Source organism: Escherichia sp. B1147, assembly GCF_001660175.1.
Taxonomy (GTDB): Bacteria; Pseudomonadota; Gammaproteobacteria; order Enterobacterales; family Enterobacteriaceae; genus Escherichia; species Escherichia whittamii.
In genome coordinates, this window is the sequence record NZ_LFHY01000011.1 from 196,088 (window position 1) to 215,922 (window position 19,835).

Genomic DNA, 19,835 nt, shown 5'->3' on the forward strand with positions numbered 1-19,835 from the left:
ATGAATTTTGAAGGAAAAATCGCACTGGTAACCGGTGCTAGCCGCGGGATTGGCCGTGCAATCGCTGAAACGCTCGCGGCTCGTGGCGCGAAAGTTATCGGTACTGCGACCAGTGAAGGCGGCGCTCAGGCGATCAGTGATTATTTAGGCGCCAACGGTAAAGGTCTGATGTTGAATGTGACCGACCCGGCATCTATCGAATCTGTTCTGGAAAAAATTCGCGCAGAATTTGGTGAAGTGGATATCTTGGTCAATAATGCCGGTATCACTCGTGATAACCTGTTAATGCGAATGAAAGATGATGAGTGGAACGATATTATCGAAACCAACCTTTCATCTGTTTTCCGTCTGTCAAAAGCGGTAATGCGCGCTATGATGAAAAAGCGTCATGGTCGTATTATCACTATCGGTTCTGTGGTTGGTACCATGGGAAATGGCGGTCAGGCCAACTACGCTGCGGCGAAAGCGGGCTTGATCGGCTTCAGTAAATCACTGGCGCGCGAAGTTGCGTCACGCGGTATTACTGTAAACGTTGTTGCTCCGGGCTTTATTGAAACGGACATGACACGTGCGCTGAGCGATGACCAGCGTGCGGGTATCCTGGCGCAGGTTCCTGCGGGTCGCCTCGGCGGCGCACAGGAAATCGCCAACGCGGTTGCATTCCTGGCATCCGACGAAGCGGCTTACATCACGGGTGAAACTTTGCATGTGAACGGCGGGATGTACATGGTCTGACCGCGATTTGCACAAAATGCTCATGTTGCGCGCAGTCTGCGTGGTTATGAGTAATAATAAGTGCAAAATGATTTGCGTTGTTGGGGGGTATGGCCTCAAAATAACGCAAAATCGTGGTAAGACCTGCCGGGATTTAGTTGCAAATTTTTCAACATTTTATACACTACGAAAACCATCGCGAAAGCGAGTTTTGATAGGAAATTTAAGAGTATGAGCACTATCGAAGAACGCGTTAAGAAAATTATCGGCGAACAGCTGGGCGTTAAGCAGGAAGAAGTTACCAACAATGCTTCTTTCGTTGAAGACCTGGGCGCGGATTCTCTTGACACCGTTGAGCTGGTAATGGCTCTGGAAGAAGAGTTTGATACTGAGATTCCGGACGAAGAAGCTGAGAAAATCACCACCGTTCAGGCTGCCATTGATTACATCAACGGCCACCAGGCGTAAGTGAACATCTCCAGGCGGTCGTTCGACCGCCTGAGTTTTTTCTTTTTTGTCCCACTAGAATCATTTTTTCCCTCCCTGGAGGACAAACGTGTCTAAGCGTCGTGTAGTTGTGACCGGACTGGGCATGTTGTCTCCTGTCGGCAATACCGTAGAGTCTACCTGGAAAGCTCTGCTTGCCGGTCAGAGTGGCATCAGCCTAATCGACCATTTCGATACTAGCGCCTATGCAACGAAATTTGCTGGCTTAGTAAAGGATTTTAACTGTGATGACATCATCTCGCGCAAAGAACAGCGCAAGATGGATGCCTTCATTCAATATGGAATTGTCGCTGGCGTTCAGGCCATGCAGGATTCTGGCCTTGAAATAACGGAAGAGAACGCAACCCGTGTTGGTGCCGCTATTGGCTCCGGGATTGGCGGACTCGGATTGATCGAAGAAAACCACACATCTCTGATGAACGGTGGTCCACGTAAGATCAGCCCATTCTTCGTTCCGTCAACGATTGTGAACATGGTGGCAGGTCATCTGACAATCATGTATGGCCTGCGTGGCCCAAGCATTTCTATCGCGACCGCCTGTACTTCTGGCGTGCACAACATTGGCCATGCTGCGCGTATTATCGCGTATGGCGATGCTGACGTGATGGTTGCAGGTGGCGCAGAGAAAGCCAGTACGCCGCTGGGCGTAGGTGGTTTCGGCGCGGCACGTGCATTATCTACCCGCAATGATAACCCGCAAGCGGCTAGCCGCCCGTGGGATAAAGAGCGTGATGGTTTCGTACTGGGCGATGGCGCCGGTATGCTGGTGCTCGAAGAGTACGAACACGCGAAAAAACGCGGAGCGAAAATTTACGCTGAAGTCGTCGGCTTTGGTATGAGCAGCGATGCCTACCATATGACGTCGCCGCCGGAAAACGGCGCGGGCGCAGCTCTGGCGATGGCAAATGCTCTGCGTGACGCAGGAATTGAGCCTGGCCAGATTGGCTACGTTAACGCGCACGGTACTTCCACGCCAGCAGGCGATAAAGCTGAAGCGCAGGCCGTGAAAACTATCTTCGGTGAAGCTGCAAGCCGTGTGCTGGTAAGCTCCACGAAATCCATGACCGGTCACCTGTTAGGTGCAGCAGGTGCAGTAGAGTCTATCTACTCCATCCTGGCGCTGCGCGATCAGGCTGTTCCGCCGACCATCAACCTGGATAACCCGGATGAAGGTTGCGATCTGGATTTTGTGCCGCATGAAGCGCGTCAGGTAAGCGGATTGGAATACACCCTGTGTAACTCCTTCGGCTTTGGTGGCACCAATGGTTCTTTGATCTTCAAAAAGATCTAAGTCGCCATTTTCCACCTACATAAAAGGTCCGCTTGCGGGCCTTTTTTCTTAGATTTTATTCAGACTTGTTCCGCAGTGAACATGCTGCCACACTTACAATCCGATTATAAGGAGCCGGTATGTTCTTAATTAACGGTCATAAACAGGATTCGCTGGCAGCAAGCGATCGGGCCATACAATTTGGCGATGGCTGTTTCACAACAGCCAGAATTATCGACGGTAAAGTCAGCTTATTATCCGCGCACATTACGCGACTACAGGAAGCCTGTCAGCGGTTAATGATCGTTTGTGACTTCTGGGCGCAGCTTGAGCACGAGATGGCGACTCTGGCGGCAGAGCAGCAGAATGGAGTGCTGAAAGTGGTGATCAGTCGTGGCAGTGGTGGGCGAGGGTACAGTACGTTAAACAGCGGACCGGCAACGCGCATGCTCTCAGTTACGGCTTACCCAACGCATTATGACCGCTTACGCCAGGAGGGAATGCTGCTGGCACTAAGCCCGGTACGCCTGGGACGCAATCCTCATCTTGCGGGAATTAAGCATCTTAATCGTCTTGAGCAAGTGTTGATTCGCTCTCATCTTGAGCAGACAAACGCCGACGAGGCGCTGGTTCTTGACAGTGAAGGGTGGGTTACGGAATGCTGTGCAGCTAATTTGTTCTGGCGTAAAGGCAACGTGGTCTACACGCCGCGTCTGGATCAGGCTGGAGTTAACGGTATTATGCGACAATTCTGTATCCGTTTACTGGCACAATCCTCCTATCAGATTGCCGAAGTGCAAGCCTCGTTGGAAGACGTGATGCAGGCAGATGAAGTGATGGTTTGTAATGCGCTGATGCCAGTTATGCCTGTGCGTGCCTGTGATGATGTCTTCTTTTCGTCAACAACGCTATATGAATATTTAGCCCCACTTTGTGAGCACCCGAATTTGTCATGAAAAAAGTGTTATTGATTATCCTGTTATTGCTGATGGTACTGGGTATCGCCGCTGGTGTGGGCGTCTGGAAGGTTCGCCATCTTGCCGACAGCAAATTACTTATTAAAGAAGAGACGATATTCACCCTGAAACCTGGCACCGGAAGAATGGCTCTCGGTGAACAATTGTATGCCGATAAAATCATCAATCGCCCCCGCGTTTTTCAGTGGTTGCTGCGTATTGAGCCGGACCTTTCCCATTTCAAAGCCGGGACTTATCGCTTTACGCCGCAGATGACCGTGCGCGAAATGCTGCAACTGCTGAAAAGCGGGAAAGAAGCGCAGTTTCCGCTACGTCTGGTAGAAGGAATGCGTTTGAGTGACTACCTCAAACAATTGCGTGAGGCACCCTATATCACGCACACGTTAAGCGACGATAAATACGCTACCGTGGCGCAGGCCCTGGAACTTGAAAATCCGGAGTGGATTGAAGGCTGGTTTTGGCCAGACACCTGGATGTATACCGCCAATACCACAGATGTCGCGCTACTTAAACGTGCGCACAAGAAAATGGTGAAAGCGGTCGATAGCGCCTGGGATGGGCGCGCGGATGGTCTGCCGTACAAAGATAAAAACCAGTTGGTAACGATGGCGTCGATAATCGAAAAAGAAACCGCCGTTGCCAGCGAGCGCGATCAGGTTGCCTCAGTATTTATCAACCGTTTACGTATCGGCATGCGCCTACAAACCGACCCGACGGTGATTTACGGGATGGGAGAGCGTTATAATGGCAAACTTTCTCGTGCAGACCTGGAAACGCCGACAGCATATAACACCTACACCATTACTGGTCTGCCGCCAGGCGCGATTGCTACGCCGGGGGCGGATTCGCTGAAGGCTGCTGCGCATCCGGCGAAAACGCCGTACCTCTATTTTGTGGCCGATGGTAAAGGCGGTCACACGTTTAATACCAATCTTGCCAGTCATAACAAGTCTGTGCAGGATTACCTGAAAGTGCTTAAGGAAAAAAATGCGCAGTAAGTATATCGTCATTGAAGGGCTGGAAGGCGCAGGCAAAACCACCGCGCGAAACGTGGTGGTTGAGACGCTTGAGCAACTGGGGATCCGCGACATGGTTTTCACTCGAGAACCCGGCGGTACGCAACTGGCGGAAAAACTAAGAAGCCTGGTGCTGGATATCAAATCGGTAGGCGATGAAGTCATTACCGATAAAGCCGAAGTACTGATGTTTTATGCCGCGCGCGTTCAGTTGGTGGAAACTGTCATCAAACCGGCGCTGGCGAAAGGTACTTGGGTGATTGGCGATCGGCACGATCTCTCCACTCAGGCGTATCAGGGCGGCGGTCGTGGAATTGACCAGCATATGCTGGCAACGCTGCGTGATGCTGTTCTGGGAGATTTTCGTCCTGACTTGACGCTTTATCTTGATGTGACACCAGAAGTGGGGCTAAAACGCGCCCGTGCGCGTGGCGAACTGGATCGCATTGAGCAAGAGTCATTCGATTTCTTTAATCGTACTCGCGCCCGCTATCTGGAACTGGCGGCACAGGATAAAAGCATTTACACCATTGATGCCACCCAGCCACTGGAAGCCGTCATGGAGGCAATTCGCACCACCGTGATTCACTGGGTTAAGGAACATAACGCATGAGATGGTATCCGTGGTTAAGACCCGATTTCGAGAAACTGGTAGCCAGCTATCAGGCCGGAAGGGGTCACCATGCGCTACTCATTCAGGCGTTACCTGGCATGGGCGATGATGCCTTAATCTACGCTTTAAGCCGTTATCTCCTGTGCCAACAACCAGAGGGTCATAAAAGCTGCGGCCATTGTCGTGGATGTCAGTTGATGCAGGCGGGAACGCATCCCGACTATTACACCCTTGCTCCCGAAAAAGGGAAAAACGCGCTGGGCATTGATGCGGTGCGTGAAGTCACTGAAAAACTGAATGAGCACGCGCGTTTAGGCGGCGCTAAAGTTGTCTGGATAACCGATGCCGCCTTGCTGACCGACGCAGCGGCGAACGCTTTGCTAAAAACACTGGAAGAGCCGCCGGCAGAAACCTGGTTTTTCCTTGCTACCCGAGAGCCTGAACGTTTACTGGCGACATTACGTAGTCGCTGTCGGCTACATTACCTGGCACCACCGCCAGAACAGTACGCCGTGACCTGGCTTTCACGTGAAGTGACAATGTCACAGGACGCGTTACTTGCCGCACTGCGCTTAAGCGCCGGTTCGCCTGGCGCGGCGTTGGCGTTGTTTCAGGGAGATACCTGGCAGGTCCGTGAAACACTTTGCCAGGCATTGGGTCACTGTGTGCAATCTGGTGACTGGTATTCCCTGTTGCCGACACTTAATCACGAACAAGCTCCGGCGCGTTTGCACTGGCTGGCAACTCTGTTGATGGACGCGCTCAAGCGTAAGTATGGCGCTTCGCAGGTTACCAATGTCGATGTGCCGGGCGTTGTTGCTGCGCTGGCAAACCAGCTTTCTCCCTCGCGCCTGCAGGCTATACTGGGGGATGTATGTCGCACCCGTGAGCAGTTAATTTCTGTCACTGGCGTAAACCGAGAGCTTCTCATCACCGATCTTTTACTGCGTATTGAGCATTATCTGCAACCGGGCGTTGTGCTACCGGTGCCTCATCTTTAAGAGAAACATCATGTTTTTAGTCGACTCACACTGCCATCTCGATGGCCTGGATTATGAATCTTTGCATAAGGACGTGGATGACGTCCTGGCGAAAGCCGCTGCGCGCGATGTGAAATTTTGTCTGGCGGTCGCCACGACATTACCGGGTTATCTGCATATGCGGGATCTGGTAGGCGAACGTGACAACGTCGTATTTTCTTGCGGTGTGCATCCGCTCAACCAGAACGATCCCTGTGATGTGGAAGATTTACGCCGCCTGGCGGCGGAAGAGGGCGTTGTTGCTCTCGGGGAAACCGGGCTGGATTATTATTACACGCCGGAAACTAAAGTGCGTCAGCAAGAGTCTTTCATCCACCATATCCAGATTGGTCGTGAACTGAACAAGCCGGTTATCGTTCATACGCGTGACGCCCGCGCCGATACGCTGGCAATTCTGCGCGAAGAAAAGGTGACGGATTGCGGTGGCGTACTACACTGTTTTACAGAGGACAGAGAAACGGCAGGCAAATTACTGGATCTTGGATTTTACATCTCCTTCTCCGGTATTGTGACCTTCCGTAATGCAGAACAACTACGTGATGCCGCGCGTTATGTGCCGCTCGACCGATTACTGGTAGAAACTGACGCGCCTTATTTGGCACCTGTGCCGCATCGAGGAAAAGAGAATCAACCTGCAATGGTTCGTGATGTTGCTGAATACATGGCTGTGTTGAAAGGTGTTGCCGTTGAAGAGCTGGCGCAGGTAACCACCGATAACTTCGCCCGCCTGTTTCATATCGACGCTTCCCGCCTTCAATCCATCCGTTAAATGAATTTATTTTAAGGCTCGTAATTAATTACTAAAACGAGTAAAGTTCACCGCCGCAAATTGGGCGGTGAATAGCCATGTTTGAAGCATTATGACATTTCTTTTGTCAATATGTGCACCTTTGCTAAAGGTCCGAAGTTGAAACGTGATAGCCGTCAAACAAATCGATAATGAATTATTTTACTCTGTGTAATAAATAAAGGGCGCTTAGACGCCCTGTACACGGCAAGGTTCTCCCCCCCTTGTCACGCGTGAGAACGTTAAAAGCACCCATACTCAGGAGCACTCTCAATTATGTTTAAGAATGCATTTGCTAACCTGCAAAAGGTCGGTAAATCGCTGATGCTGCCGGTATCCGTACTGCCTATCGCAGGTATTCTGCTGGGCGTCGGTTCCGCGAATTTCAGCTGGCTGCCCGCCGTTGTATCGCATGTTATGGCAGAAGCGGGCGGTTCCGTCTTTGCAAACATGCCACTGATTTTTGCAATTGGTGTCGCCCTCGGCTTTACCAATAACGATGGCGTATCCGCGCTGGCCGCAGTTGTTGCCTATGGCATCATGGTAAAAACCATGGCCGTGGTTGCGCCGCTGGTACTGCATTTACCTGCTGAAGAAATTGCCGCTAAACACCTGGCGGATACGGGCGTACTCGGGGGGATCATCTCCGGTGCGATCGCAGCGTACATGTTTAACCGTTTCTACCGTATTAAGCTGCCTGAGTATCTTGGCTTCTTTGCCGGTAAACGCTTTGTGCCGATCATTTCTGGCCTGGCTGCCATCTTTACTGGCGTTGTGCTGTCCTTTATTTGGCCGCCAATTGGTTCCGCCATTCAGACCTTCTCCCAGTGGGCTGCTTACCAGAACCCGGTAGTTGCGTTTGGTATTTACGGCTTCATCGAACGCTGCCTGGTACCGTTTGGTCTGCACCACATCTGGAACGTACCTTTCCAGATGCAGATTGGTGAATACACCAACGCAGCAGGTCAGGTGTTCCACGGCGATATTCCGCGTTATATGGCGGGTGACCCGACTGCGGGTAAACTGTCTGGCGGCTTCCTGTTCAAAATGTATGGTCTGCCGGCTGCCGCAATTGCTATCTGGCACTCTGCTAAACCAGAAAACCGCGCTAAAGTGGGCGGTATCATGATCTCCGCTGCGTTGACCTCGTTCCTGACCGGTATCACCGAGCCGATCGAGTTCTCCTTCATGTTCGTTGCGCCGATCCTGTACATCATCCACGCGATTCTGGCAGGTCTGGCATTCCCAATCTGTATTCTTCTGGGGATGCGCGATGGTACATCGTTCTCGCACGGTCTGATCGACTTCATCGTCCTGTCTGGTAACAGCAGCAAACTGTGGCTGTTCCCGATTGTCGGTATTGGTTATGCGATTGTTTACTACACCATCTTCCGCGTACTGATTAAAGCTCTGGATCTGAAAACTCCGGGCCGTGAAGACGCAACTGAAGATGCGAAAGCTACCGGCTCCAGCGAAATGGCACCGGCTCTGGTTGCTGCATTTGGTGGTAAAGAAAACATCACTAACCTTGACGCATGTATTACCCGTCTGCGCGTCAGCGTTGCGGATGTGTCCAAAGTGGATCAGGCTGGCCTGAAGAAACTGGGCGCAGCGGGCGTAGTGGTCGCTGGTTCTGGTGTTCAGGCGATTTTCGGTACTAAATCCGATAACCTGAAAACCGAAATGGATGAGTACATCCGTAACCACTAATCCGTAAGATGTTGGGGAGACTAAGGCAGCCGAATGGCTGCCTTTTTTACAGGTGTTAATCAGAATTGATACGTGCCGGTAATACTGAAATTACGTGGTGCGCCGTAGACGATAGAACCTTCCACATTGGTATCGTAGGTTTTGTCGAACAGGTTATTGACGTTCCCCTGCAACGAGAAGTTTTTCGTCACCTGGTAGCGGGTGAACAGATCCACCAGCGCGTAGCTACCTTGCTCGGCGCGGAAGGTGCCATACGGTGTCACAGTGTCGGTATACACCCGATTTTGCCAGTTAACGCCACCGCCGACCGTCAACTCTGGCATGACAGGCAACCGATAGCTGGTAAACATTTTAACCGTGGTACGTGGCAGATTCGGATTAACGGCATTCCCCTCGTTATCTTCCGCCACATAGCGCGTTGCGCCAAACGTCAGCTGCCAGTTGTCGGTAATTGCGCCGTTAAGTTCAAATTCCACGCCTTTACTTACTGTCCCATCCACCGCTTTATAGGCGGTTTCGCCGTTACTGCCGGGGATAGGCACTCCGGTGGACTGGGCGACATTATCCTGCTCAATACGGAAGATGGCTAACGTGGTGGTCAGACGGCTATTCATCCAGTCTGATTTCAGACCCAGTTCGTAGTTGTTACCGGTGATTGGCGCCAGATATTTGCCCGAACTGTCGCGATCATTTTGCGGCTGGAAAATAGATGTATAGCTGGCATAGGTCGACCAGTTGTCATTGATGTCAAACACCAGACCCGCATAAGGCGTAGTGTGGTTTTTCTCCATGCTGTAAGTCAGCGTATCAACCCGCCAGTTGGTATAACGTGCGCCGAGGATAAGATGCAGCGGATCGGCAAGAGTGACACGAGTGGCGGCATATAACGATTTCATATGTGTGGTATCGTCCTGCGCCAGGCTTTGCGGCGCCCAGTTAGTCTGCGGGAAGTTACCGTTGAAGTTGTAGAAACTGCCAATTTCATTGGGGAAAACGTTAGCCCAGGAGCTGAAATAGCGGTTGTTTTGTTTACTGTAGCTACCGCCGAGCATCAGATTGTGCTGGCGACCAAATAATTCATAACTGCCGTCGGCAAACAGATCCAGCGCGTCAACTTTACGTTTGCCACTGTTCCAGCCAGTGCCGCCAACATAATCAAATCCGGGGCCATAGCTGCCATATGGTCCCACCAGCGTTCCATCTGCTTTATTTACGTAGGCATCGACATACATCATTTTGCTGTCAAATTCGACTTCGGAATGGGTAGCATTCAGCGTCGCCTGCCAGGTATCGGCAAATCGCTGCTTCAGTGACAGAAAGACTTTGTTGATCTCTTTGTCGTTATACGCCCAGTCAGGCGCGGTACTGCGGGCGCGATCGTAACTGTTGCTGCTGCCATCGGTATTCCAGCGTGGCAGGCCGCCCCAGGTCGGGCTGTTAACATCAATACGTTGATATTCATAACCGGCAGAAAATGTGGTCAGCTCGCCCAGATCAGCATCCACAATGCCAGAGAAGAAAGTTTTTTCGCTATTGTAGCGATCCAGCCATAAATCGTTGTTCTGATAGCCGCCAACAATTCGTGCGCGGACTTTACCATCTTCCGTGAGCGGACTTTGTAAATCCGCCACATAACGTTCTTTGTTCCAGCTACCGTATTCCGCCGAGACATCGCCTTTAAATTCACGGCTGGTGGCGTGTTTGCGGACCATATTAATCGCCGCAGAAGGATTGCCGGTGCCGGTCATTAGCCCGGTCGCGCCACGCACCACTTCTACACGCTCGAACAGCGCCATATCCGTGAGTGCGTCGCCCAGATTCCACCGTGATTCAAAATAGGTGGGAATGCCATCGACCATATAGTTATCGATCTGGAATCCACGCGAATAATAGAGGGTGCGGTCGGAGTCGGCCTGGCTTTTGCTTATCCCCAGAGTGTTTTCCATCACTTCGCCCAGCGTTTGCAGTTGCTGATCTTCCATTCGCTGCTGGCTGACAATAGTGACCGACTGTGGAATATCACGTTGGGTCATCTGCATTTTAGTACCTACAGAGGTAGACGTTACGCTGTAATCATTTTCGTCATCAACTGGAGCATTGGCCGCCCCCTCAACAATCACTGTTTCTTCGGCGGTTGGCACGGCAAATGTAGCGGAAGGAAATAAAGCCAGAGCAATGCAGGCTGCGAGCAGCGACGGCGTGGCTGCGGCTGGATGCTGATTATCCCTGTTAAATTGTGTCGAAAGCATCTGAAATCTCTTGATTTATGTTGTAGTCAGGCTCATTCCAGAGGAGGGCGATGAGCGGTTATATTTAGCGGGCTAATAATTTTACATGGAAATGCAAATGAGAAATATACGCATTCATATTTAACATGTAAACCAAAGAGAAAGTGTGTTTTCGGTTCATTCGCAGGCATAAAGGGGAATAATGGCGATGTATGCGGCAGTAAAACGATTTTTTGCTTAATAAATCGTGGCTTAAGGTTGAAAGAGCAGGTTTAACTCGACCATACTCTATACTCGCAGTGTGGCGCGGCGTAGCATGGCGCAACGCATGACTATTTGAAAAAGGAAAATGTCGTGGCAGAAGAAACTATTTTTAGCAAAATTATTCGTCGTGAGATCCCCTCCGATATCGTCTACCAGGATGATCTGGTAACGGCGTTTCGCGATATTTCGCCGCAAGCGCCAACGCATATTTTAATCATTCCTAATATCCTGATTCCTACCGTGAACGACGTCTCTGCCGAGCATGAGCAGGCGCTGGGACGCATGATCACAGTAGCGGCAAAAATCGCCGAGCAAGAAGGCATTGCCGAAGATGGCTATCGTCTGATCATGAACACCAACCGCCATGGCGGGCAAGAGGTCTACCACATTCATATGCACCTGCTGGGTGGTCGTCCTCTGGGGCCAATGCTGGCGCATAAAGGCCTGTAACGATGAGAAAAGGATGCTTTGGGCTGGTGTCTCTGGTGTTGTTATTGCTGGTAGGCTGTCGTTCACATCCGGAAATTCCGGTGAATGATGAACAGTCACTGGTGATGGAGTCATCTTTGCTGGCAGCGGGCATTAGCGCAGAAAAGCCCGTTCTTTCAACGTCTGATATTCAGCCTTCAGCATCCTCGACGCTTTATAACGAAAGGCAAGAACCCGTTACCGTTCATTATCGTTTTTACTGGTATGACGCCAGAGGGCTGGAGATGCATCCTCTGGAAACGCCGCGCAGCGTTACCATTCCCGCACGTTCGGCGGTAACTCTGTACGGCAGCGCCAATTATCTTGGGGCGCACAAAGTCAGACTTTATCTATATTTGTAAGGGGTGAATCTTGATGACAAAAATGAGTCGCTACGCCTTGATTACCGCGCTGGCGATGTTTCTCGCCGGGTGTGTGGGGCCACGTGAACCCGCACCGGTAGAAGAGGTGAAACCTGTGCCGGAGCAACCTGCCGAGCCGCAACAGCCAGAACCCACTGTACCATCGGTGCCGACGATCCCGCAGCAGCCAGGGCCAATTGAGCACGAAGACCAAACCGCACCACCTGCGCCGCATATTCGCCATTATGACTGGAATGGCGCAATGCAGCCGATGGTCAGTAAAATGCTTGGGGCCGATGGCGTGACCGCAGGCAGTGTCTTGCTGGTTGATAGCGTCAATAACCGCACCAATGGTTCTTTGAATACCGGGGAAGCGACAGAAACGCTGCGCAATGCACTGGCCAATAACGGTAAATTTACCCTTGTTTCCGCCCAGCAGCTTTCGATGGCCAAGCAGCAGTTAGGTTTGTCGCCGCAGGACAGCTTAGGCACCCGTAGTAAAGCCATTGGTATTGCTCGCAACGTTGGGGCTCATTATGTGCTTTACTCCAGCGCCTCTGGCAACGTTAACGCTCCGGCTCTGCAAATGCAGCTGATGCTGGTGCAAACGGGCGAAATTATCTGGTCAGGTAAAGGTGCCGTTCAGCAACAATAATCCCATCACGCGCGACGAATTATTGTCGCGCTATTTCCCGCAGTATCACCCCGTCGCGACGTTTAACAGTGGACTTAGCGGCGGGAGTTTTCTCATTGAACATCAGGATCAGCGTTTTATTGTGCGTCAGACTCACGATCCTGATGCGCCGCAGTCCGTGTTCCTGCGCCAGTATCGGGCGTTATCACAATTACCCGCCTGTCTTGCGCCACAGCCACATCTTTATCTCCGTGGCTGGATGGTGGTTGACTATTTGCCCGGCGAGGTAAAAACGCAATTGCCGGATACCGACGAACTGGCAGGCTTGCTGTATTATCTGCATCAACAACCGCGTTTTGGCTGGCGAATAACCCTGCTGCCGTTACTGGAACGGTACTGGCAGCGAAGCGATCCGGCACGGCGGACAGCAGGTTGGTTGCGACTATTAAAACGTCTGCGCAAAGCGCGCGAACCACAGCCGTTACGATTAAGTCCGTTGCATATGGATGTTCATGCCGGGAACTTAGTCTATACCTCGTCAGGGCTAAAGCTCATCGACTGGGAGTATGCCGGTGATGGCGATATCGCTCTGGAACTGGCGGCGGTGTGGGTGGAAAATAGTGAGCAACATCGGCAATTGGTTAATGACTATGCCGCGCGGGCGAATATTAATCCGGTGCATTTGTGGCATCAGGTCAGGCGCTGGTTTCCCTGGCTACTGATGCTGAAAGCAGGGTGGTTTGAGTACCGCTGGAAACAAACCGGCGATCAACAATTTATCAGGCTGGCCGATGACACCTGGCGGCAGCTATCAATAAAACAATAAGGAGAGCAGTGTGGGTCCAGTAATGTTGGATGTCGAAGGTTACGAACTGGACGCGGAAGAGCGCGAAATACTTGCGCATCCGCTGGTGGGAGGACTGATTCTCTTTACACGTAACTATCATGATCCGGCACAGTTGCGCGAACTGGTACGCCAGATCCGCGCAGCTTCACGCAATCACCTGGTGGTGGCGGTGGATCAGGAAGGTGGACGTGTGCAGCGTTTTCGTGACGATTTTACCCGCTTACCGGCGGCACAATCTTTTGCCGCGCTGTTGGGAATGGAAGAGGGGGGCAAACTGGCGCAAGAGGCGGGTTGGCTGATGGCCAGCGAAATGATCGCTATGGATATTGATATCAGCTTTGCGCCAGTGCTGGACGTAGGGCATATCAGCGCGGCGATTGGTGAGCGTTCTTATCATGCCGACCCAGAAAAAGCCCTCGCAATCGCCAGCCGGTTTATTGATGGTATGCATGAAGCCGGAATGAAAACCACCGGTAAACACTTTCCTGGCCACGGTGCAGTAACGGCAGACTCACACAAAGAGACGCCGTGCGACCCACGCCCGCAATCGGAGATTCGCGCTAAAGATATGTCGGTTTTCAGCACGTTAATTCGTGAAAATAAACTCGACGCCATTATGCCTGCGCATGTGATTTACAGCGATGTGGATCCGCGTCCGGCGAGCGGTTCTCCCCACTGGCTGAAAACTGTTTTACGTCAGGAGCTGGGGTTTGACGGCGTGATTTTCTCTGACGATTTATCGATGGAAGGCGCAGCGATTATGGGCAGTTATGCCGAGCGTGGACAGGCATCACTGGATGCAGGTTGCGATATGATCCTGGTCTGCAATAATCGTAAAGGAGCCGTCAGCGTGTTAGATAATCTGTCACCGATCAAGGCAGAACGTGTTACACGTTTGTATCATAAAGGTTCATTTTCGCGACAGGAACTGATGGACTCGGCTCGCTGGAAAGAGATCAGCGCCCGTCTGAATCAGTTACATGAACGCTGGCAGGAAGAGAAGGCAGGTCACTAACCCTGGCTTATGTGAGGAAGCGATGATTATCTATTTGCACGGTTTTGACTCTAACAGTCCGGGTAACCACGAGAAAGTCTTACAATTGCAGTTTATTGACCCGGATGTACGGCTAATAAGCTACAGCACCCGGCATCCGAAACATGATATGCAGCATCTGCTCAAAGAAGTGGACAAAATGCTGCAACTGAATGTCGATGAGCGCCCGCTCATTTGTGGCGTTGGTCTGGGCGGTTATTGGGCAGAGCGGATTGGTTTTCTCTGTGATATTCGCCAGGTGATCTTCAACCCCAATTTGTTCCCTTATGAGAACATGGAAGGGAAGATTGATCGCCCGGAAGAGTATGCCGATATTGCTACCAAGTGTGTGACCAACTTCCGCGAGAAGAATCGCGATCGTTGTCTGGTGATTTTATCGCGTAATGATGAAGCGCTTAACAGTCAGCGGACATCTGAAGAGTTGCATCATTATTACGAGATTGTCTGGGACGAAGAGCAGACGCACAAATTCAAAAATATCTCTCCGCATTTGCAGCGCATTAAAGCATTCAAAACCCTCGGTTAATTGGCATCGTCGCATCAGGTAACCTTGTTGGGTACCTGATGCGACCCGGATTCTATCGTTCGGAAAAGATGTCCATGCCGCATTCGACGGCCGTACACCAATGCCTGATGCGATGCTGCGCATCTTATCAGGCCTACCAAACGCCCTCCATATACGCCTCACCCTATATCACTCCTCCCTGGATTTGTTTAAATAATAAACAATAAACTCTGTTTTTTGATCTCAACAGGTAAATTAGCCTATCTTTTCAGCAACAAAACTTGATTAACATCAATTTTGGTATGACCAATGCACCATTCGTGTTATTCTCAATAGCGAAGAACATTTTCATTGCTGTAACCTGTTGTTAATTAAGAGCTATGTTAATAACTATTAGTTAACAATTGGTTAATAAATTTAAGGGGGTCACGTTGACTACGCCATTGAAAAAGATTGTGATTGTCGGCGGCGGTGCTGGTGGGCTGGAAATGGCAACACAGCTTGGAGATAAGCTGGGGCGCAAGAAAAAAGCCAAAATTACGTTGGTCGATCGTAACCACAGCCACCTGTGGAAACCGTTGCTGCACGAAGTGGCGACCGGATCGCTCGATGAAGGCGTCGATGCGCTAAGTTATTTGGCCCATGCTCGTAATCATGGTTTCCAGTTCCAGCTGGGTTCCGTGGTTGATATCGATCGTGAAGCGAAAACAATCACCATTGCAGAACTGCGCGACGAAAAAGGCGAATTGTTAGTTCCTGAGCGGAAAATTGCTTACGACACACTGGTGATGGCGCTGGGTAGCACCTCTAATGATTTCAACACGCCGGGCGTAAAAGAGAACTGCATTTTCCTCGATAACCCGCATCAGGCGCGTCGTTTCCATCAGGAGATGCTGAATCTGTTCCTGAAGTTTTCTGCCAACCTTGGCGCCAATGGTAAGGTGAATATTGCGATTGTTGGTGGCGGCGCGACCGGCGTAGAGCTCTCTGCCGAGTTGCACAATGCCGTGAAACAACTGCACAGTTACGGTTACAAAGGGCTGACCAACGAAGCCCTGAACGTTACTCTGGTGGAAGCGGGCGAGCGAATTTTGCCAGCGTTGCCGCCGCGTATCTCTGCTGCGGCTCACAATGAGTTAACGAAACTGGGCGTTCGCGTGCTGACGCAAACTATGGTTACCAGTGCCGATGAAGGTGGTTTGCACACTAAAGATGGCGAATATATTCAGGCCGATCTGATGGTGTGGGCTGCCGGGATAAAAGCACCCGATTTCCTGAAAGATATTGGTGGTCTTGAAACCAACCGTATCAACCAACTGGTGGTGGAACCGACGCTGCAAACCACGCGCGATCCAGACATTTACGCTATTGGCGACTGTGCATCATGCCCGCGTCCGGAAGGGGGCTTTGTTCCGCCGCGAGCTCAGGCTGCACACCAGATGGCGACCTGCGCAATGAACAACATTCTGGCGCAGATGAACGGTAAGCCACTGAAAAATTATCAGTATAAGGATCACGGTTCGCTGGTATCGCTGTCCAACTTCTCCACTGTTGGTAGCCTGATGGGTAACCTGACGCGTGGGTCAATGATGATTGAAGGGCGTATTGCGCGCTTTGTGTATATCTCGCTATACCGAATGCATCAGATTGCGCTACATGGCTACTTTAAAACCGGGTTAATGATGCTGGTGGGAAGTATCAACCGCGTTATCCGTCCGCGTCTGAAACTGCATTAATCGGCGTGCATTGGCGGATGTGGCGTAAACGCCTTATCCGCCCTAAAGAAGCGGTACGAGCTGTAGGCCTGATAAGATGTGTTAAGCATCCTGTCAGGCATCAGACTTCTCTGAATCCTTCTGCTTTTCCTACTATTCCCACGTTTTTCATCTTCTGTCTGATAGCTGCTTTTCCCCTTCGCTTGCATGATTGTCATAACTGCAAAGAAGGAGGTGTTCCCGTGAATAAATCAATGTTGGCGGGTATCGGGATTGGTGTAGCGGCTGCGCTTGGCGTAGCGGCAGTGGCCAGTCTGAACGTGTTTGAACGTGGCCCGCAATACGCTCAGGTTGTTTCTGCAACCCCAATCAAGGAAACGGTTAAAACACCGCGTCAGGAGTGCCGCAATGTCACGGTGACCCATCGCCGACCGGTGCAGGATGAAAACCGCATTGCTGGTTCGGTCCTCGGGGCCGTGGCTGGCGGGGTGATAGGGCATCAGTTTGGTGGTGGTCGTGGTAAAGATGTCGCCACTGTTGTGGGGGCGCTGGGCGGCGGATATGCCGGTAACCAGATCCAGGGCTCTCTCCAGGAAAGCGATACTTACACTACCACGCAGCAGCGTTGTAAAACGGTGTATGACAAGTCAGAAAAAATGCTCGGTTATGACGTGACCTATAAGATTGGCGACCAGCAGGGCAAAATTCGGATGAACAGCGATCCGGGGACGCAAATCCCATTAGATAACAACGGGCAACTGGTTCTGAATAACAAAGTATAAAAAGGCTGTACTCTGCAATTTAGCCCCTCATTCGCTCAGGCTGAGGGGCTTTTTTTGCGTCTTACTTCACCAGTTCCGGCCATAAACGCAGCGTTGTTCGGGCAATCTGCATCAGTTTTTCCAGCGATGCGCCTTCGCGGGCGCTTATCGACATCCCCTGAATAATACAATTAAGAAATTCCGCAAGATGCGTTACGTCACAGTGGGCGGGAATTTCCCCGCGAGCCTGGCGTTGACTTAAAAACTGCCGCAAGGTGCGTTCTTGCATTGCGTGGCGTGATTTTACCGTATGAGCAATATCGCCAGAATTCGGTGAAAGCGTGGTGCAGTTGTTTATCATAAAGCAACCAGCTGGGGTGTCTTTGCTGGTAAAGCAGCTGGCGATGGCAGCGAAATAGTCTGCCAGTGCAGACTCCACGCTTTTTTCTTCACAAAACAACTGCGCTTCATGCCTGGCGGCAAAGCGATCGATATAACGGTCGAGTACGGCGCGGAATAACCCCTCTTTGTTGGTAAATTCTGCGTAGAGCGTTGGCGCTTTGGCTCCGGTCGCTTCGACGAGGTCTGCAAGGGAAGTCGCTTCATAACCGTGCTGCCAGAACAATTTCATGGCCTTATCAAGCGCGGCGTCCCTGTCGAACACTTTTGGGCGGCCACGGCTTTTTTTTACACAATGTGTTGAGTCTGTTGCCATGATGCCATTGTACCTGGTGGCTGTGAATGAATGGTTATTATAAAAATAATCACCTTCGTTCACCAGTCCAGAGAATAGAAAAATAAAAACTCTCTATTTAACTGAAATTTAAAGTTTTTTAATTTAATTAATGATTGTTATAAAAAACTTCTTGTATGTGATCCAGATCACATCTATCATTTAGTTATCGATCGTTAAGTAATTGCTTGCGATGCCATTCATCTGCATAAGGCCACTATTATGAAAAACGTAAAAACCCTCATCGCTGCGGCGATTTTAAGTTCCATGTCATTTGCCAGCTTTGCTGCTGTCGAAGTTCAGGCAACACCAGAAGGCCAACAAAAAGTGGGTACTATTAGTGCTAACGCGGGGACAAATCTGGGATCGCTGGAAGAACAACTAGCACAAAAAGCGGATGAGATGGGCGCAAAATCTTTCCGTATTACTTCAGTAACCGGTCCGAATACCCTCCACGGAACGGCAGTCATTTATAAATAAGCATTAACCCTCATTAATGCCCGCTATTGCTGCTTTTTTCCCCGCGACATGCTGTGTTGCGGGGATTTTTTTATCTGAAATTTACAGTGCTTGTGGGCTCAGTTGATGGCGGCGCACATCTACCGGCATTCCGGAACGTACATCCATCACCTGCTGCATGACATCGGCGTCAGTTTGCGCCGCATCTTTAAATGACTGCATTGCACTGTTTAGCGTGATTGGCAGCAGCTGCGGATTGTCATCAATCTTTTCTGACAGCGGCTGATGCACTTCAACCAGACGCGCACCGTTTGGTTCTGCAGAGACTTTAATCGGCGTGTTGATGATATTCACTTTGGTGCCTGGGGTGACCTGGCTAAAGAGAGTTTTGATATCGTCATCACGCAGGCGAATACAGCCAGAACTTACCCGCATGCCAATGCCGAAATCGGCGTTCGTTCCGTGCAATAAATAAACGCCGCCATAGGCCGCCAGACGAATCGCATGATGCCCCATTGGGTTATCCGGTCCAGCCGGAACTACCGCAGGCAACTCAATTCCCTGCGCTTTATAACGGGCGCGGATGTTCGCCGTAGGCGTCCAGGTTGGATTGGCACGTTTATCAGAAACGGTGGTCACCATTGTCGGTGTCAGCGTGTCACCCCCCAACTGACCAATGCCTATTGGGTACACGGTTACTGAATTTTTGCCCGGCGGGTAGTAATAGAGACGCAGCTCTGCAATGTTGATCACAATGCCTTCGCGTGGCGCATCTGGTAGTAAAGTTTGCAACGGAATGGTTAACACACTACCTGCGCGTGGTACATACGGATCAACGCCGGGGTTGGCCTGTAACAGCGCGAGAAAACCGACGTTATATTTTTTGGCGATGGCTTCCAGTGAACCACCATCATTTTCCACCACATGAAATTTGTTTTCGCCAACCAGACGACTGCCTGCAGGCGGCAGCGGCCAGGTATTAGCAGTTGCCGGTAGCGCCAGCGCTACGGCAGCGGCGAACGTAAAAAACGTTAGCCAGCGAGAAAAACGCGTTTTGATCATCACCAAAAATCCATAAAAAATATAAGGTTATTGTAATAAAAAGATAAGCATGAATTATGAATGGTGGCTGTGTCGGGTAGTGCAGGGAAGTGCAAAGAATTTGTAAATG

21 protein-coding genes are annotated in these 19,835 nt (G+C 50.9%); 18 read left to right on the forward strand and 3 right to left on the reverse strand.

Features of this window, described 5'->3' with window-relative positions; genetic code table 11:
* The 9 genes from fabG (at nucleotide 1) to ptsG (ending at nucleotide 8,634) form a co-directional block, all read left to right on the forward strand.
* On the forward strand, nucleotides 1-735 hold the full coding sequence (fabG, locus tag A9180_RS10460; RefSeq protein WP_064528571.1) for a 3-oxoacyl-ACP reductase FabG: 735 nt from the start codon (nucleotides 1-3) through the stop codon (nucleotides 733-735).
* A 210-nt stretch (nucleotides 736-945) separates the two neighbouring features.
* A complete protein-coding gene (gene acpP, locus A9180_RS10465) occupies nucleotides 946-1,182 on the forward strand; it encodes an acyl carrier protein (RefSeq protein WP_000103754.1) in 237 nt (78 codons plus the stop codon).
* Nucleotides 1,183-1,270: 88 nt separating this feature from the next.
* On the forward strand, nucleotides 1,271-2,512 hold the full coding sequence (fabF, locus tag A9180_RS10470) for a beta-ketoacyl-ACP synthase II (RefSeq protein ID WP_064528573.1): 1,242 nt from the start codon (nucleotides 1,271-1,273) through the stop codon (nucleotides 2,510-2,512).
* Between the two features lie 119 nt (nucleotides 2,513-2,631).
* Nucleotides 2,632-3,447, forward strand: a complete 816-nt coding sequence (gene pabC / locus A9180_RS10475; RefSeq protein ID WP_064528575.1) for an aminodeoxychorismate lyase — start codon at nucleotides 2,632-2,634, stop codon at nucleotides 3,445-3,447.
* The gene (gene yceG, locus A9180_RS10480) at nucleotides 3,444-4,466 is read left to right on the forward strand and encodes a cell division protein YceG (RefSeq protein WP_064528577.1); all 1,023 of its coding nucleotides are present in this window, start codon (nucleotides 3,444-3,446) and stop codon (nucleotides 4,464-4,466) included. Before pabC ends, yceG begins: the two co-directional genes overlap by 4 nt.
* Nucleotides 4,456-5,097: a dTMP kinase gene (gene tmk / locus A9180_RS10485; protein WP_064528578.1), complete on the forward strand. Its 642-nt coding sequence runs from the start codon at nucleotides 4,456-4,458 to the stop codon at nucleotides 5,095-5,097. The genes yceG and tmk overlap by 11 nt, the downstream gene beginning before the upstream one ends.
* Nucleotides 5,094-6,098 (forward strand): DNA polymerase III subunit delta', encoded by a 1,005-nt coding sequence (gene holB, locus A9180_RS10490; RefSeq protein WP_064528580.1) that lies wholly within the window; start codon nucleotides 5,094-5,096, stop codon nucleotides 6,096-6,098. Before tmk ends, holB begins: the two co-directional genes overlap by 4 nt.
* A 10-nt stretch (nucleotides 6,099-6,108) precedes the next feature.
* Nucleotides 6,109-6,906 (forward strand): metal-dependent hydrolase, encoded by a 798-nt coding sequence (locus A9180_RS10495; RefSeq protein WP_064528582.1) that lies wholly within the window; start codon nucleotides 6,109-6,111, stop codon nucleotides 6,904-6,906.
* A 294-nt stretch (nucleotides 6,907-7,200) separates the two neighbouring features.
* On the forward strand, nucleotides 7,201-8,634 hold the full coding sequence (gene ptsG / locus A9180_RS10500; RefSeq protein WP_064528584.1) for a PTS glucose transporter subunit IIBC: 1,434 nt from the start codon (nucleotides 7,201-7,203) through the stop codon (nucleotides 8,632-8,634).
* Between the two features lie 59 nt (nucleotides 8,635-8,693).
* On the opposite strand, the gene fhuE is transcribed toward ptsG, so the two are convergent.
* Nucleotides 8,694-10,883, reverse strand: a complete 2,190-nt coding sequence (fhuE, locus tag A9180_RS10505) for a ferric-rhodotorulic acid/ferric-coprogen receptor FhuE (protein ID WP_064528586.1) — start codon at nucleotides 10,881-10,883, stop codon at nucleotides 8,694-8,696.
* A 333-nt stretch (nucleotides 10,884-11,216) separates the two neighbouring features.
* On the opposite strand from fhuE, the gene hinT reads away from it, so the two are divergent.
* The 8 genes from hinT to A9180_RS10545 all read left to right on the forward strand — a co-directional run bounded on the left by hinT (nucleotide 11,217) and on the right by A9180_RS10545 (nucleotide 17,493).
* Nucleotides 11,217-11,576 (forward strand): purine nucleoside phosphoramidase, encoded by a 360-nt coding sequence (gene hinT, locus A9180_RS10510; protein ID WP_000807125.1) that lies wholly within the window; start codon nucleotides 11,217-11,219, stop codon nucleotides 11,574-11,576.
* 2 nt (nucleotides 11,577-11,578) lie between these two features.
* The gene (locus tag A9180_RS10515) at nucleotides 11,579-11,956 is read left to right on the forward strand and encodes a YcfL family protein (RefSeq protein ID WP_064528588.1); all 378 of its coding nucleotides are present in this window, start codon (nucleotides 11,579-11,581) and stop codon (nucleotides 11,954-11,956) included.
* A gap of 13 nt (nucleotides 11,957-11,969) precedes the next feature.
* The gene (lpoB, locus tag A9180_RS10520; RefSeq protein WP_064528590.1) at nucleotides 11,970-12,611 is read left to right on the forward strand and encodes a penicillin-binding protein activator LpoB; all 642 of its coding nucleotides are present in this window, start codon (nucleotides 11,970-11,972) and stop codon (nucleotides 12,609-12,611) included.
* The gene (gene thiK / locus A9180_RS10525) at nucleotides 12,592-13,416 is read left to right on the forward strand and encodes a thiamine kinase (protein ID WP_064528593.1); all 825 of its coding nucleotides are present in this window, start codon (nucleotides 12,592-12,594) and stop codon (nucleotides 13,414-13,416) included. Before lpoB ends, thiK begins: the two co-directional genes overlap by 20 nt.
* A gap of 10 nt (nucleotides 13,417-13,426) precedes the next feature.
* Nucleotides 13,427-14,452 carry a beta-N-acetylhexosaminidase gene (gene nagZ / locus A9180_RS10530; RefSeq protein WP_064528595.1) on the forward strand — a complete coding sequence of 342 codons (1,026 nt, stop codon included), beginning with the start codon at nucleotides 13,427-13,429 and terminating at the stop codon, nucleotides 14,450-14,452.
* A 22-nt stretch (nucleotides 14,453-14,474) separates the two neighbouring features.
* Nucleotides 14,475-15,017, forward strand: a complete 543-nt coding sequence (gene ycfP, locus A9180_RS10535; RefSeq protein WP_000587933.1) for an alpha/beta hydrolase YcfP — start codon at nucleotides 14,475-14,477, stop codon at nucleotides 15,015-15,017.
* Nucleotides 15,018-15,427: 410 nt separating this feature from the next.
* Entirely contained in the window at nucleotides 15,428-16,732 is a 1,305-nt protein-coding gene (gene ndh, locus A9180_RS10540) for an NADH-quinone dehydrogenase (protein ID WP_064528597.1), read from the forward strand.
* 221 nt (nucleotides 16,733-16,953) lie between these two features.
* Complete coding sequence (locus tag A9180_RS10545) at nucleotides 16,954-17,493, forward strand: glycine zipper 2TM domain-containing protein (protein ID WP_064528599.1); 540 nt, start codon at nucleotides 16,954-16,956, stop codon at nucleotides 17,491-17,493.
* A gap of 61 nt (nucleotides 17,494-17,554) precedes the next feature.
* On the opposite strand, the gene comR is transcribed toward A9180_RS10545, so the two are convergent.
* Nucleotides 17,555-18,187, reverse strand: a complete 633-nt coding sequence (gene comR, locus A9180_RS10550; RefSeq protein ID WP_064528601.1) for a TetR family copper-responsive transcriptional repressor ComR — start codon at nucleotides 18,185-18,187, stop codon at nucleotides 17,555-17,557.
* Nucleotides 18,188-18,427: 240 nt separating this feature from the next.
* Between comR and bhsA the strand changes: the two genes are divergently transcribed.
* Entirely contained in the window at nucleotides 18,428-18,685 is a 258-nt protein-coding gene (gene bhsA, locus A9180_RS10555; protein ID WP_000800147.1) for a multiple stress resistance protein BhsA, read from the forward strand.
* A gap of 81 nt (nucleotides 18,686-18,766) precedes the next feature.
* Here the strand turns inward: bhsA and ldtC are convergent, their stop codons facing one another.
* Nucleotides 18,767-19,729, reverse strand: a complete 963-nt coding sequence (ldtC, locus tag A9180_RS10560; RefSeq protein WP_074399522.1) for a L,D-transpeptidase LdtC — start codon at nucleotides 19,727-19,729, stop codon at nucleotides 18,767-18,769.
* Nucleotides 19,730-19,835: the final 106 nt, after the last annotated feature.

What these genes read in the sequence shown, in the direction of transcription:
- fhuE (WP_064528586.1), bottom strand. Translation starts at nt 10,883, where the DNA reads ATGCTTTCGACACAATTTAACAGGGATAATCAGCATCCAGCCGCAGCC.
- comR (WP_064528601.1), bottom strand. Translation starts at nt 18,187, where the DNA reads ATGGCAACAGACTCAACACATTGTGTAAAAAAAAGCCGTGGCCGCCCA.
- bhsA (WP_000800147.1), top strand. Translation starts at nt 18,428, where the DNA reads ATGAAAAACGTAAAAACCCTCATCGCTGCGGCGATTTTAAGTTCCATG.
- holB (WP_064528580.1), top strand. Translation starts at nt 5,094, where the DNA reads ATGAGATGGTATCCGTGGTTAAGACCCGATTTCGAGAAACTGGTAGCC.
- tmk (WP_064528578.1), top strand. Translation starts at nt 4,456, where the DNA reads ATGCGCAGTAAGTATATCGTCATTGAAGGGCTGGAAGGCGCAGGCAAA.
- yceG (WP_064528577.1), top strand. Translation starts at nt 3,444, where the DNA reads ATGAAAAAAGTGTTATTGATTATCCTGTTATTGCTGATGGTACTGGGT.
- acpP (WP_000103754.1), top strand. Translation starts at nt 946, where the DNA reads ATGAGCACTATCGAAGAACGCGTTAAGAAAATTATCGGCGAACAGCTG.
- fabG (WP_064528571.1), top strand. Translation starts at nt 1, where the DNA reads ATGAATTTTGAAGGAAAAATCGCACTGGTAACCGGTGCTAGCCGCGGG.
- ycfP (WP_000587933.1), top strand. Translation starts at nt 14,475, where the DNA reads ATGATTATCTATTTGCACGGTTTTGACTCTAACAGTCCGGGTAACCAC.
- lpoB (WP_064528590.1), top strand. Translation starts at nt 11,970, where the DNA reads ATGACAAAAATGAGTCGCTACGCCTTGATTACCGCGCTGGCGATGTTT.
- pabC (WP_064528575.1), top strand. Translation starts at nt 2,632, where the DNA reads ATGTTCTTAATTAACGGTCATAAACAGGATTCGCTGGCAGCAAGCGAT.
- ptsG (WP_064528584.1), top strand. Translation starts at nt 7,201, where the DNA reads ATGTTTAAGAATGCATTTGCTAACCTGCAAAAGGTCGGTAAATCGCTG.
- A9180_RS10495 (WP_064528582.1), top strand. Translation starts at nt 6,109, where the DNA reads ATGTTTTTAGTCGACTCACACTGCCATCTCGATGGCCTGGATTATGAA.
- A9180_RS10515 (WP_064528588.1), top strand. Translation starts at nt 11,579, where the DNA reads ATGAGAAAAGGATGCTTTGGGCTGGTGTCTCTGGTGTTGTTATTGCTG.